Origin of the sequence: Lapidilactobacillus luobeiensis (assembly GCF_024345205.1) — a bacterium.
Classification (GTDB): domain Bacteria; phylum Bacillota; class Bacilli; order Lactobacillales; family Lactobacillaceae; genus Lapidilactobacillus; species Lapidilactobacillus luobeiensis.
The window spans coordinates 1-15,045 of sequence record NZ_BROC01000026.1 but is presented as its reverse complement, the minus strand read 5'-3'; the positions used below and the strand labels follow the sequence as shown (position 1 = coordinate 15,045).

Sequence of the window (15,045 nt, the reverse complement as noted above, 5' to 3'; positions counted from 1 at the left end):
GGGGAATGCGAGGAAAGAATCATGATGAAGGTAAAGAAAGTTTTGCTCAGTATTGGGCTAGCGCTCGCGGCTTTCGTGGGGGTCACCGGACAACAAGCGCAAACAGCACAGGCGGAGAGTTTGAAATACAATGTTGGCGCGGTGTTGCCTAGCAACCAAATGCCCAATAGTAAAGTGACTTACTTCGATCTATTGGTCAAGCCGGATACAGAACAAACCTTACAAGTACGGATCAATAATCAAGATAGTCAGGCCCACGATTATACCGTGGAAACCAATCGCGCCAGCACCAACCGTAACGGCGTGATCGATTATAGCGATCATGGCGCCAAAGCGGATAAGTCACTGAAGTACAATATCGAGGATCTGGTCTCCGCGAAACAGAAAGTCACTGTTCCGGCCAACACCTCCGCGACAGTCGACATCAAGCTGAAAAGTCCCGCTAAAACTTTCAACGGCGTTATTCTTGGTGGCGTCCGCATCGCCCAGAAGACCGATGACAAAGCTACTAGCAAGAAAGGTGTCACGATCACCAACCAATTCGCTTATGTGATCGGTTTGCAGTTACACAGTGATCAAGAAGCGGTCAAGCCTGATCTCCATCTCTTAAAGGTCAGCCCCAAGCAATTCAATTATCGCAACTACATCACCGCGACTTTGCAGAATGATCAACCAACGATCATGCGCGACTTCGCCGTCAACGCCTATATCACCAAACGTGGCCAAGACAAGAAATACGTAACACTCAAGAAAGAAAATATGGCCATGGCGCCAAATAGTAACTTCACCTTACCGATCGGCGATGAAAGTTACCGCCTTGAACCTGGTAAGTACACACTCTATTTGAAAGCCACCGCTGACAGCAAAAAATACAAGTGGAATTTCAAAAAAGATTTTGAGATCACCAGCTCAGCAGCAAATAAGTTGAATAAGACTTCGGTCGATGAACCCGAGAAGCCAAACTACACGATCTGGCTGATCTTGATCGGGGTCATCATCATTCTCCTCCTGATCTTCCTGATCATCTTATTGATGCGCCGCAAGAAAAAGGACGACGAAGACGACAAACACCAGACTGAGCCTAAGTAACCGATGAGGGGGGATCAGCTTGAAACGACTTCAGAAAAAAACAACCCGCCGCCTATTGAGCCTACTCAGTGTCGCGGCGTTGATCACCGGCCTGTTACCATTGGGGGTAACCAGCCGGATAGTACGAGCAGCAACAAATAATGATGTTGCAGATTACGCTAACGCATTAAAAACAGCGCCACAAGGTATTATGCTAAGTGATGCAAATGGCGATTTATTTAAAACGGGTACTGGCAAACCTGCTGGTACAACCAATATCGCAAAGATCGTTGATACTCAGAACGCAAATCTTATCAAGCAAACACAAGCAGTCCTTGTAACAAATGGACTCAACCAAGTCGGTAGTATTTGGTCAAATCCAGATAACCCCACCGCTTACTGGGACTTCAGCGCCCCACAAAAAGCGTCAATGTGGCTTTTCTTTGGTAGTAATCCTGATCCTGCCGATGGGATGGCGATAGTTTTCCACAATGATCCTCGTGGTATCGGCGCAATTGGTGCCAAAGGGCAATCATTAGGTGTTTATGGGAGTGGTGTTGATCAGACTACCTCCGCATCCAACGTTATTAAAGCCGGAGCGGTTCAGAATAGCTGGGCATTTGAATTTGATACTAACTTGAACAATGTACAAACAACTGCTGGTCTTTTAGGCGCTCCAGTGTCAACAGGTGGAGAGAATTCTTTTGACATTAACGCAAACGTGCCCGGTCCACATATTGCGACAACGTATCCATATCGAGAGAGCTCTTTCATTCGTGCAGATAGTTACCCATTATGGGTAGGATGGAACAGAGATGAAGCTTGGAATTTCTATATGAAACACGAAGACTTAGTCAGCATTCCTAAAAATCAAATTGTCGATGGAACCTGGCACCATTTTTCTCTTGAATGGAATCCTACTACTCAAAAGTTTACTTATTCTTTCAACGATAAAGATCCTGTTACGGGATTGCCCACTCCTAGCAAAGCGATTTCTGCCACAACGTCTAAGTTTGATTGGACAATGGCTGATCAGCCCATAGGATCAAAAATGCTTTGGGGCTTCACAGGTTCGACTGGTGCTAAATCTGAAACAGCTATGGTCATTTTTGAATCCCTACCCAGTCTGGTCAATGCTACCGCGGGCTTAAAAATCACAGATGATTCTCAAAACAATAAAGTCATCTCTACTGGTTCCACAGTTCTTCCTGGTGATGAATTGACCTACACCTACAAGTTGGACTATGACCATGGTAATACGACTTGGCAAAATATTGTTACTGGCATTACTTTGAATAAAAACATTCAATTCACTTCAGGAAAAATCACCTACGCAGATAACTCGGTTGAGTCTATCCCTGCTAGTGAATTAACCTATAATGGAACCACCGATACAGCCTTAAAACATTCCTTATCCAAAAACCTTGGTCCGACAATGTTAGGAGCAACTATTGAACTCAAGGGTGTTGTTAAAGGGGTTAATACGACTATCGTTGCTCAAGATGATAAGTTCGTTGGCACCAATTTCATGACCAATAGCACCGCACCCCGATACACCATTCTCGAAGATAAACAGATTAAAATTTTTGGTATTCCTCTCAGTAATACTCCCAAAACATTCAATGTTGATTTTCCGGTGACGGTCGATCTCGATCCAAGCTATGCTGTTGGCTACTACTATCCAAATGAGGAAAATCCCGTCGGAGAAATCACTAATAATGTCTTTACACTTTCCGCCGTTTTGCACAACAATGCGACAGGAAAAGATCAAGCGATCCCAGAAGATAAAATTGTCTGGGATGAAGGACCTAACGGCGATAGTGGTGAATTCAAAATCACGATCCCCAAAGAATTATTTGATAGTCCAGGAAATTATACTCTCAAAATCACGGCTAAAGATGATGATGGACGAATAGGAACATTAGCAACTACACAGATTTTTGTCCATGGTATTCTTGAACTCAAAGTCAATACCGCCAGTTCCTTTACCGATGCTCGCTTGACTGGGGCGACGATGTTGGTCGATCGAGCTGATGATTGGTCTGTCGTGGTCAGCGATATGCGCGGTACCGGCGCAGGCTGGAAGTTGAGCGCGACTGCAACACCGCTTAAACCAACTGAGAGTTCCTTGAGCGCCAATGCGGGTAATCTAGTTTTTATCAATGGTGAGCAACAAACTATTTTGCCGAACACTGGTACAGAACCGGCATTGACGATCGCGACTAAGGCCGCGACCACCTCGCCAAGCGCTGATGAAGGTCAGGATATCTCTACCGCTTGGGGAGCTGACGGCGGTATTAAAGCCCAGATCAGTTCCGCGGCGGTCGGCGGTACTTACAGTAGTACGATCACATGGCTTTTAGCTGATACGCCTAATTAAGGAAGCACGATCTTTAACAACGTTAGTTTCTAACTAGCGTTGTTTTTTTGCGCTCGTCAGACCGGCCCGTTACTTCCGAACACCCGCTCTGATCAAGGTTCATTTCTGGCGCGATCTGGTTGTCTCTTTCTGCTGGAAATTCGTCAAGAATAGACGTTCAATCGCTGATAACTAAGCGTTTCCACCGCCGATTTCTTGTATACTATGGTTAAATAAGCTCACTAACGAAAGCATGGCGAACTTTAATCTGAATTGATCCGGAGGGAGAAAAATGATCAAAAAATCGAATTTAAAAGCCAAGCAGATCGTCAGTGTGATTTTCCTGATGATGTTTTATTTAGGCTGGGGGCAGGCACAAGTCGTCCGTGGCGCGACAAGTCCCACTGGTATCGACCTCAACAGGGTCTTAACTGCTGATCCGCAGGCGACTTTTGCCAACAATAGCGCTCGTGTCTCGACGCGGTCAGACACGGATCCAACCAGTCTGATCACACTGACCGACGCTCGGCAACAAACCGGCGCGGTCTGGTCAAGTGATCAGGCTTATTTTGATCTCAATGAGGCGACGACGATCGGCTTCTGGTTCAATTGTCAGGATCTCTCACTCTATAGCGCCGCCGGGGAAGGTTTTGCCTTCGTCCTCCAAAACGATCCGCGCGGCGCCCACGCGATCACCAGTTTCAATGATCAACCAGTGAGTGGTGGTGAAAGTCTAGGGGTTTGGGCGGCGGATCAAGATAGCCGCATCACCGATCCCACCCTACTCGCCAAAACCGCGGTCCAGAACTCGTGGGCCTTGGAGTTCGATAGTCAGTCCAACAGCGGTTTCAGTAACAACGCCTTTGATCTTAACGCTGATCAGAGCCAAAACAGCAATAACACCGTTGACTTGAGTAATGATCATATCGCCGCTAACTATCCCGCCCAAGCCAGCACCTATGTTAGGCACACTCATTTTCTCGGCAGCGGTAACTACTTCGGCCAAAAACACGATCCGATCCTGCAACAAAAAGTGAATTTGGCTGATGGCGCTTGGCATCATGTCACGCTTCGCTGGGATCCGCATGCGAACGAAATGGCGTTTTTCTGGGATGACCATGGTCAAGCCGGTCCCTTGCGACCGCAAACCATCAAGATCGATCCGCATAAATTCAATAGTCGCGACGGTCATCTGCGCTGGGGCTTCACCGGTACGACTGACCCAAGTAGTAACTATCAGCGGACCCAGATCATCGTCGATCAAGCGCCGCGTCTCCACGTCAAGGTCACCAGCCAACTGGTCAATCAAACAACGGAAAAGATCGTTCATAATGGCGACTCCGTCCACGGTGGCAACTTGCTGGAATTGTCCCACCAATTGACTTACGAAGCTGGTACCTTACCTTGGCAGCAGATCCACGCGACCATCTACTTACCCTTTGACGCTGATTTCCAAAAAGCACAGATCATTTATCGCAATGGCACGACGATCGCGCTCCCAGCCACAGCCCTGCACACTGATGACAATGACAAGACTCAATGGTTCGACCTGGTTTTGCCCCAGCAGTTAGATTCAAGCAATGATCAAGTCACGATCAAGATCGACCTCAAAGTAGAAGGTCTCGAGGAAGAAAGAGCCATCATGCCTGCGATCGCGGATTTCGAGACGCCTTTATTAAAGCGGCATGCCGTTATCCCCGCCTATATCCTTGATCCCAATCGCTTTTTTAAGCTGAGTGATCCCGCTGCCGACAGTTATTTCGTGACCCCTGAGCAACCGCTGACTCCGGTGCAAGGTCAGTTTGGCTACTATAATCGCGAGACGCCCGACCAGCCTCGCCAGCTAGCAGGTAATGAAGGTTTCTTCATGGAATGTACTTTGAATGGCCAATCATTACCGCCGATCACTTTGCCTAGTCATGGTGGGAACCAAGGACATTATCAGCTGTGGGCGGACGCTGGCTTTTTACAGCAGCTACACTTAGGGAAGAACACGTTCACTTATCGGCTGGCCGATAAATTCAAAAACTACAGTGCCGAACGACAGATCACGATCACGTCTTTGACCGGTAGCTTGCGTTTCGGTCTGATCGCGCAGCAAAGTTCTTTTCGGCCGTTACGACTGACCGGCCAGACTCAGACGGCTGTGCGCGCTGACAATTGGGCGCTGGAAGTGGTCGACGGTCGGATCTTCAACCAAGGCACTATCGGCTGGCAATTGTTGGCCCAAGCCACACCCCTGACGACTGACCACGGGCAACGATTGCCTGGCGAACTGGTCTATCGAGCAAACGATCAGGAGCAGTCCCTGAGTACGCCCACCATCGTCGCCACTAACACCACCACTAGTGGTAATCAATTAACGCGGATCCCGCAAAACCTGTGGCAGGCCGATAATGGTATTTTGCTCAAGGTCCACAGCAACGCCATCGCCGGTCAATATTCGGGGCAGATCACTTGGACATTGCAGGACGGTCCCGAAAGTCGGCTCGTCGCGTAAAAGCGTCCTCATTATAAATTGGTTTACCTGTCCTCGTTTTTGCTGGTTTTCGTTGTGATCAATAACTTTTGCTCCAAATTAGTTTCATTGAATAGTCTCAGGCCGTAATATACAACTTTTACGTAAACGGTTTATCCATATTTTTTAAATAAAAAAGGGCTTTAATGGGCTTTCTGTGTCCTTTTGTCTAAATTAGTTCACAATTTATTCATATATAGTTCATAATCATCTTTTGTCTATTTTTAAATAAAATAATTCGTAAAAAGTGAAGTAATTATGACTTTTTTGCGTGCATTTTCTAAATGAATGTGTTATGGTATAGGTGAGTTAAGAAGTAAGGATTTAAAACAGGTCATCAACAAAGTTAATTCAAATGAATCACTCGATTAGGTTTTGAACTTATTGGGGAATGAGAAGTACTCGAGTGTGAAGATTGACTTAGCTTTCAAGTTTATTCAACTATTGGACAGACAAAAGAAATTGGGGGAAATAACCATGAAATTCAACAAAGCAATCACACTTTTAACTGTTTTAGCACTTAGCGTTCTCTCGACCGGCGTAGCAACAACTCATGCGGAGGATGTTACTAATCCTGGTACTAGCAGCTCAATTCCAGAGAATAAAACAACCGCTCAGATTGAATTGACAACGCAGGATCCCGTGGATCCTGATAAACCTAATACTATCCAACTGGTTTCGGCACCAACGATTAATTTTGGGACAAATGCTTTAACTGGTGCGAACAAAACATATAATGCCGAGGAAATAGATAGCCCAATCAAAGTCATTAATCCTGGTTTCACTAGTGGCTGGAATGTATATGCTAAAGCTAGTGCTTTTCAAACTACTGATAAAGCAAAGACACTCACTGGTGCGGCGTTAAGTTTTGATTCTGGTCTTGTTGAAAATAAAGATACAGATACAGCGGTTAATAATCCAGATCTCGATAACAACAAGGGCGTAACAACTAACAGTATTACTCTAGGTGACGCGAATGGATTGATCTTTTCTGCCACATCAGGAACAGGTGTTGGTACCTATACAGCAACTTACGGATTGGACAAGATCCATTTAACGGTTCCTTCCAGTGCGACTGCTGCTGCCTATACTGCAGATATCACTTGGGAATTGACGAACACGCCTAGCACTACTCCTGGCGAATAATTCGTTCCACCTATCATTTCGTTTTTAACTGGCGATCGCGCCGTTTAGTTACTCCCATAACTTAGACTTGATGATCGTCATTTAAATAAAAGCATAACCCATTACACGAGATTGCCTAACGGCGTCTCGTGTTTTTTGCGCTGTGTTGCGCTGACTACTTTCTGCGCTTAACTACGCAATTGTTCCGAAAGCAAGGTGCGCTTTCAAAACAAGTGCTAGGTTAATGCTTAAAGTCAACCCGTTGCGCTTCACACTCTGATTTTTCACATTTGCCCAATGTTTCTCCGCAAGGTTTTTGAGCATTAACGCTAAATCAGTTGTGCTTGGTTTGAATATTTAAACGTATAATTATTAGTTAAAATATCCATTAGATAATCACATATTTGTCATTCGTTCGGTTAGTAAATACCGCTATGTCAGCAATAACCTATCAAAAAGGCTTTAGTGAAGTAACTAAAAGAAAAAATATTTTACGCAAAATTATTTACAGGTCTAGTCCGATTATGTATAATTCTTATTGCTGCTCGTTAGTGGGACGATCATTTTCCACAGTCAATCATTTGAAGGAGGTCGCGGCAATGTTCAAAAAAACACATCGAACGCATTTGCGGATCAGTTTGATTTTGCTCATCGCGCTGGGGGGACTTTTGCTCTTGGGACGGATCAAGCAGCGGATCGTTCGCGGTGCGGCTTTGCCCAGTAATGTCACCAAGCCGACTGGCGTCGATCTCAGTCAGGTCTTGATCAACGGGCAAGCACAGACGTTCAGTGGCAATCAGGCGCAGGTGACGACCGCTGAGCGGCAAAGTACGATCACGCTGACTACTGGACCAACTCAGACCGGCGCGGTTTGGTCAACGGACGATGCCTATTTTGATTTAAATCAAGAAACGCATCTGGGTTTTTGGCTAAATCGGAAATCTTTATCCCGTCAGCCTGGTGAAGGTCTGGCTTTTGTTTTACAGAACGATTCTCGTGGTAGTCAGGCAATCACTAGTTATCAAGGGCAACCGGTGATCGGTGGGCAAAGTTTAGGGGTCTGGAGCGCTGATCTGGACGATCGTCTCTTTGATCCGCAGATTTTGGCCTTGACCGCGATCCAACGGAGCTGGGCGTTGGAGTTTGACAATCATGGCAATATCGCTTCTGGTTCCAAAGCAGGTAATGGTAATTCTTTTGATCTCGGGCTCAGTTCAACGCAAGCCAGTCGGCACATCGCCGCTGATTATCCCGCGCGTCACGAAAGTTATCAGTCCCACAAGTACACCTCACTTTTTTTCTATAAATATTACTATTTCAGCCAGAACCACGGAACGATCTTGGCTCAAGATCCGCCAATGGCTGATGGTAATTGGCGGCACGTCAGCTTGGTCTGGGATCCAACGACCAAAATGATGACTTTCTCTTGGGACGATCAACAATTGGATGGCTCCTTGAAGCCAGATTTCAAAAGTCAGGCGATCCCGATCGACGTCAGTGTTTTCAATAGCGCTAATGGTCGGGTCCGTTGGGGATTTACCGGTACGACTTCCGCGAGAAATTACCAACGGACGGAACTGATGCTTGACCGGGTCCCTGGTGGTGTCCGGGGCGCTGTCAGCAGTGAGTTGTTCAACGAAACGCGGAACGAGCAAGTTTTCAACAACGCTTCGGTCCACAGCGGTGATCTTTTGACCGCGAAATATCGCTTGAATTACCTCCCTAGTCAACTTCCATGGGAAAAGATCACGATCAAATTGGATCTGCCTTTAACGACCAAGCTTTTAGACGGCAGCACCATCACGCACAACAATGGGACCGTGCGACCGATCCAAAAAAATTGGCTGACCATTGACCGTAATAGCGGTGAGCAGTGGTTGGACTTCGCTTTGATCGAGCCGTTGACTGCGGATAATCATACGGTGGAACTCAGCATCAAATTGCGTGCTGACCCACATTTAGCGGAATTTACCGTTGAACCGGCGCTGGCCACTTTCAACAATCCTCATTTACGCCTGCGCACGGAGACGCCTCGTTTCTCATTGGAACCAAAACGTGTACTCACGACAACTGATGACGCGGCTTTGGAGTATTATGTCTCACAAAATGACACGCTCCCCAAGATCTACGGAGAATTCACCTACGCCAATGCCACCGATCCCAACACGCCTTTACCGATTGAGAACAGTGACTTCGCGATCAAACGGACGTTAAACGGACAGGTCTTACCTTATGAACCGGTCAGTGAACAATCGCAGCAAAATGGTCGCTTCCTGTTAGCCAGTGAGTTTTTGGATACCAGTCAATTGAAGCTGGGCATCAACGAATTCAATTACTGTCTCGTTGATAAATTCTCGAACCACAGTCCCGTGAAAACGATCAAAGTGATCTTAATGTCGGGCCAGCTTCGTTTCGGCACCATCGCCGAGACGGTCGCCTTCAAGGATACGACCTTGACTGGTGCCAAGCAAACGGTGTCGCGGCGACCTGACTGGGAATTGGAGGTCTTTGATGATCGCCAACAAGGTGAGCGGGTGACGTCATGGCAATTATTGGCGCAAGCGACCCCTTTGAAGGACGCTGACGGTCAAGCGCTCGCCGGCGAGTTGGTCTATCGGCAGGATAAGGCTGAACAAAGCCTCAAAGATCCTCTGGTCGTCGCGCAGAAACAAATCCAGGAGCAACGTGAGGCGATCAATATCGCCACCGATCAGTGGTCGGCCGACGAAGGGATCCTTTTACGCTTACAAGCCAACGCCGCCGCTGGCAGTTATTCTGGTCAGATCATCTGGACTTTGCAAGACGATCCCAGTTTAGAATCATAGCACCATTATTGTTATCGTTGGTCAGTGGCGCTATTGCCCGATCTTCAGCAGTAACGGTTGCACACCGGTCGCCACTGACTCGTCCTGACACTTGATTTTTTTTAAAAATGACACTAGCAACTCGACAACCATTTGGGGGAAAATATGAAATTCAGCAAAACAATTACCTTATTAGCAGTTCTGAGCCTTAGCATTTTGAGCGCGGGTATCACCAAGACGCACGCTGAGACCGATCAAAATATCAAATCGACGGCCAACGTCAAGCTGGAGAAAAATGAAGCCGGCGTTCAATTGGTCCAAACACCCAGCGTCGTTTTCTCTGGCGCTAAGATCACCGGCAAGAAACAAGTCCTCACTTCTAAGGCAGTGACACCTAGCCTCCAAGTGATCAACGCTGGGGTCTCACTCAACGATGGCTGGTCGGTATCTGCTAGTCGGACGGCTTTCATGAACGGCGACCAGGAATTGACCGGCGCTAAGTTAAGCTTCAACAAACCAGCATTGTACGGTGAAAGCGCCGCTGACACTGCGGATATTCAAAACATCTCTGTGGACGCCAAAGAATTCGCCTTGGACGATGCTGAAGAGAAAGTCTTCTTCGCGACTGACAACACCGGTATCGGGACCTTCAACGCGGACTACACTGGCAACGGCGCGACGATCACCTTACCAGCGAATGTGACTCCTGGCGATTACAACGCCCAGATCACTTGGACCTTAGCGGCAGCGCCAGCAGGCAACTAACACGCCGCCACATCGTCAATATCAATGACAATGACAATTTAGTCTAACGCCGATCAAGCAAGACCACCACTGCTTCACTTAAACAACTCCCCAGCAGTGGCGCTGTGACCCTAACTAGGGCTCAGCGCGCGCTGCCAACTCAAAATAACTTTTCGCCCGACCAATCATTTAGTAAAGCGCCTGATGTCGATCATCACGATCAATGATCAGGCGCTTTTTTTATTGCAAAAAAATAAATTGGTCTAGCAAAGCCGGCAGCGCAACCACTCGCCCATTTTTATTCAAAGAATATACAAAAAGTAAGCAGATATTTCTTAACAATCATTGCCGCTTGCCTTATAATTGAACTAAGGTGTGATGACAGAATTACCCTTGGGGAGGGAAGTTCAATGCACTACCAACAGAAACTATCACAACTTTATCGCATCGTTCTAGGTGGTTTATTGGGGACCGCCCTATTAGTGACCGCTTTAGTCGCCCGACCCGTTCAGGCCGCGTCGACCGACTATCTCAATCCCAGCGCGTTTCTAAAAGCGGGAAATTTGGCTGATACTGGCCATAGCAATGACGCGACTTTTCAGAGCGACAGTATCGCGCTGACCACTGGCGCCAACAACACCAACACTGACGGCGGCAGTACCGGCGCTGTCTGGTCGACCCAAAAAATCGACTTGACCCAAGATCAAACTTTTGAATTCGAACTCAACTTCGGCACGAGCACCAGCGGCAATGAAGGCATGGCCTTCGTCCTCCAAAACGATGCCAATGGCGCCAACGCCATCGCCCATTATGAGAAAACACTAGACGGCCAATCGCTGGGCGTTTGGGGGGTCGATAAGTTTGAATATGACTCTTCCCTAAGCAAAGATCAAATCATGATGGCGGGAACCGCTATCCAGAATTCTGTGGCATTTGAGTTTGACACAATGATCAACAACGCGATGACTAAGCGTGCTGCACTTGACTATAAATTTAGTACTGCCGGTCAACACCTTGAGGCTAGTTACCCCGGACGGCCTCAGGTCTATCAAGCTGTCAATGACATTTCCACTGGAAGTAGCTTCATGGCTCTTTTTAGCAATACTATTCCGAACACCCTAACAGCTGAAGGTGCTAGCAATCGTTTTAGAAATCTCGATTTGACCAATGGCAATTGGCATAATGTTAAACTAAAATGGACTTATAATTCTAGTGATACTAGTAAATGCACTATGGCACTAACGCTTGACAATAGTACTACCAATTCTTATACCATTGACGCCAGCAAATTGAATGGCACCTCGGTCTACTGGGGGTTCACTGGGGCGACGAACAGCGCCATGCCCGGCGACCAGAAGAACCAGATCCGCTTGATCAGCGTGCCCGGCGTAGAATACACCAATCGCAAACTTACGATCACCAAGCCTTTAGCCGCAACGAACCAAGTCGCGCAAAATCAGGATTGGTCGGAAAACGGCGGCTTCACTTATCAACGTACTGATAATAGTGGCGAACCGACAAGTCTGATCAGCGATTTCAACGAGGCTGATGGTTTGACCTTGCATTGGGCCTTAGATAAGCAAGCTGAGCAAACTGTGCCGTTGACCTCAACATCTGATTTTACGGTGACGCTGCCTAAGGATGAGTTAACGTTGGGTCAACATCAGCTAAAATATTCGATCAGCGATGCTTACGGTCATCAAAGCGCGTCAGAAACTACCACGATCAATGTTTTGACCAATGAATTAAGTTTAGTGGTCAGTCCCAGCGTTAATTTTCTGACCACGCGCTTGAATGGCGCTTCTCAATTGGTCCAGCGTAGTGGTGTTTGGACGATCACCGTCACTGATGGGCGCCTTGCCACAACTGGTTGGGCTTTAGCCGTTCAGGCGACCCCCGTCGTTGATGGTCAAAACCGAAGCGCTGGCTATCTGGTTTTTGTTAACAGCGGAATGACCACCAACTTGGAAAATACAAACGTGCCGATCGTGAGTACTACTGAGCGGCAATGGCAACAGAATTGGGCCGCTGATCAAGGTATCCTCCTGCATTTGAATAGTAATGCGATCGCTGGCCATTATCAAAGTACGATCACGTGGACTTTGAGCAATACGCCTTGATCACGCGCCATAACCACTAAAAATTGAACACTAAAAAGCGCCGATCAATGAGCTGTGGACGATCACAATTCATTGACCAGCGTTTTTTACGTTGATGAGACTTTATCCCATTGATTTGAAGCTACGCGCTCATGACGCCATATCAGTCAGCAGTCACCTTGGCGGGCAGCGAACGCATTGACAGCCGCCGTCGCCGGGATCGAGGGGAACGCGCCTAATTTCTGAACGGTCAGCGCGGCCGCTTGACTCGCGTAGGTCATCGCAGCTGGCAAATTACTTAGATCCGGTTTCAACCGCGCCGCCATCGCGCCGATAAAGGTGTCACCAGCCGCGGTGGTATCGACTGCTGCAACTTTGAACGCGGGCAAGTGTTGTTGCTGACCGGCGTAAGAGAAAAAGGCGCCCTGCTCGCCTAGGGTAATGATCACCGCCTTAACACCCCGCTGATGAAAGTAAGCGGCGCTGGCGGCTAATGTTGTGTCATCAGTGATCTTGATCCCCGTCAAACGTTCGCTTTCAGTTTCATTTGGCGCGATCACGTCTGTCAGACGCAACAGGTCGTCTTCGGAATGTTCACTAGCTGGCGCCGGATTGAGGATCGTCACCACTCCCTGCGCCCGTGCCTGCGTGAAGGCAGCGACCGCCGCGGTTACTGGTGTTTCAAATTGGGTGATCACGAAATCAGCCTGACTGAGCGCCGCCGAACTTTTCTCGACCAGCGCCGCTGAGACTTGGGCATTAGCGCCCGCGTTGATGACGATCGAGTTTTGTCCGCCAGCCTGTAACAAGATATACGCTTGACCAGTTACCGCGTCCGCGTCTTGGGCCACCTGAGTAACGTCGATCTTCTCGGCCGCCAATTTGGCCAACATCATTTCACCTTCGGCATCAGCACCGATCGCGCCAATAAAAGTGGTCGCCGCACCGGAACGAGCCGCCGCCACCGCCTGATTGGCCCCTTTTCCACCAGCCGCTAAGTCCAATTGACTCATCTTGATCGTTTCACCGGGGCGCGGTAGTTTTTCGATGTGCAGGATTCGATCAACATTGATACTGCCCAATACCGTTACTCTATTCGTCATCTCTCCAACCTCATTTTCCCGTATTCGCAAAGCTCATCACGCCAAAAATCACTTCTGACCAAAAAGCGCGGTCAATTTCGACCCCGCCACCAGCCCCTTATTTTAGGCGCTCTTATTTGAAACGTGTTACGAGGTGCAGACCGCTGCGCCTTAAAGTATCTGCTTGCCCAATCCGCTTTGCGGCTTAGTCAATCAGATAAATTAATGCTCACGGTCTGATCGCACCTCTACGCACTCTTTTTATAAAACTGCTAATGATTTGATATTCGCGCTGATATCACCTTTGAAAACGTAAGATCCGGCGACTAAAACATTGGCCCCGGCCGCGACACATTGTTGTCCGGTGGTCGCGTTGACGCCGCCATCGACCTCGATATCATAATGATAACCACGATCGTCACGGATCTGTTTGGCCGCCGCAACCTTATCGACCATCGGCGCCAAGAAATGTTGCCCGCCAAATCCCGGACTGACGGTCATCACCAGCACTTGATCGACCAATGGTAACAAATCCGCGTAAGTGTCCAACGCGATCCCCGGATCAAAAGCGATCCCCGCTTTTTTACCCAAACGATGGATCTCTTGGATCAGACGATAAGGATGTTGCGAAGTTTCTGGGTGAAAGGTCAAAAGATCCCCGCCAGCCGCTGCCACATCAACAATTACCTGCTCCGGACGATCGACCATGATATGGCAATCCAGCGTCAAGTCGGTATGTTGCTTCAATTCGCCAACGATCTTATCACCGAAATTAATATTCGGAACGTAATGACCATCCATGATATCAACGTGTAAATAGCGCGCATCCGTTTGTTCGATCGTTTTGATCTGCTGACCGATCTGAAAAAGGTCGGCGGCCAGCAATGAAGGTGAAATAATTGGCATGATAATTCCTCCATCAAACTAAAGTTAAAGAACTACTCTCAGCTTATGCTAGTTCAGCGGTCAATTGCAAGCGCTTTTTGAAAAAATATTGGTTGGTTACAACTGATTTTGACACATATTGGCTGCGGGCAATTGTACCGTTTCAATCTTGGTCGTAACTTCCACTGCGTGGTTCGGGGTGAGCTTGCTGTGATGGCTGTTGGCCGCGGTCTGCGTTGCGTGTGGCGGGCAAGCTCGCTGTGCTTCGGCTCCTGTATCTTGGTCGTAACTTCCACTGCGTGGTTCGGGGTGAGCTCGCTGTGGGCGTCACTTTGAGCTTCGCCAAGTACGCGAATCTCAA

The 15,045-nt window shown here is 47.9% G+C and carries 9 protein-coding genes; 7 read left to right on the top strand and 2 right to left on the bottom strand.

All coding sequences use genetic code 11. The features are described from left to right. Positions 1–21 precede the first annotated feature (21 nt). From OCU21_RS08745 to OCU21_RS08715, 7 genes are all read left to right on the top strand, one after another. The gene (locus OCU21_RS08745) at positions 22–1,089 is read left to right on the top strand and encodes a WxLIP family cell surface protein (protein WP_261807034.1); all 1,068 of its coding nucleotides are present in this window, start codon (positions 22–24) and stop codon (positions 1,087–1,089) included. A 79-nt stretch (positions 1,090–1,168) separates the two neighbouring features. Beyond that, entirely contained in the window at positions 1,169–3,448 is a 2,280-nt protein-coding gene (locus OCU21_RS08740; RefSeq protein WP_261807033.1) for a WxL domain-containing protein, read from the top strand. Positions 3,449–3,719: 271 nt separating this feature from the next. After that, positions 3,720–5,927, top strand: coding sequence for a lectin-like domain-containing protein (locus tag OCU21_RS08735; RefSeq protein WP_261807032.1), 2,208 nt, complete (start codon positions 3,720–3,722; stop codon positions 5,925–5,927). Positions 5,928–6,422: 495 nt separating this feature from the next. Next, complete coding sequence (locus tag OCU21_RS08730) at positions 6,423–7,091, top strand: WxL domain-containing protein (RefSeq protein WP_261807031.1); 669 nt, start codon at positions 6,423–6,425, stop codon at positions 7,089–7,091. A 578-nt stretch (positions 7,092–7,669) separates the two neighbouring features. After that, positions 7,670–9,895, top strand: a complete 2,226-nt coding sequence (locus OCU21_RS08725) for an L-type lectin family protein (RefSeq protein WP_261807030.1) — start codon at positions 7,670–7,672, stop codon at positions 9,893–9,895. Positions 9,896–10,039: 144 nt separating this feature from the next. Further along, positions 10,040–10,639, top strand: a complete 600-nt coding sequence (locus tag OCU21_RS08720; RefSeq protein ID WP_261807029.1) for a WxL domain-containing protein — start codon at positions 10,040–10,042, stop codon at positions 10,637–10,639. Between the two features lie 389 nt (positions 10,640–11,028). Next, a complete protein-coding gene (locus OCU21_RS08715; protein WP_261807028.1) occupies positions 11,029–12,738 on the top strand; it encodes a lectin-like domain-containing protein in 1,710 nt (569 codons plus the stop codon). Between the two features lie 146 nt (positions 12,739–12,884). Here OCU21_RS08715 and rbsK read toward each other — a convergent pair whose 3' ends face one another. Together rbsK and rpe are read right to left on the bottom strand one after the other, a co-directional pair. After that, positions 12,885–13,820, bottom strand: a complete 936-nt coding sequence (rbsK, locus tag OCU21_RS08710) for a ribokinase (protein WP_261807027.1) — start codon at positions 13,818–13,820, stop codon at positions 12,885–12,887. A 240-nt stretch (positions 13,821–14,060) separates the two neighbouring features. After that, positions 14,061–14,705: a ribulose-phosphate 3-epimerase gene (rpe, locus tag OCU21_RS08705; protein WP_261807026.1), complete on the bottom strand. Its 645-nt coding sequence runs from the start codon at positions 14,703–14,705 to the stop codon at positions 14,061–14,063. Positions 14,706–15,045: the final 340 nt, after the last annotated feature.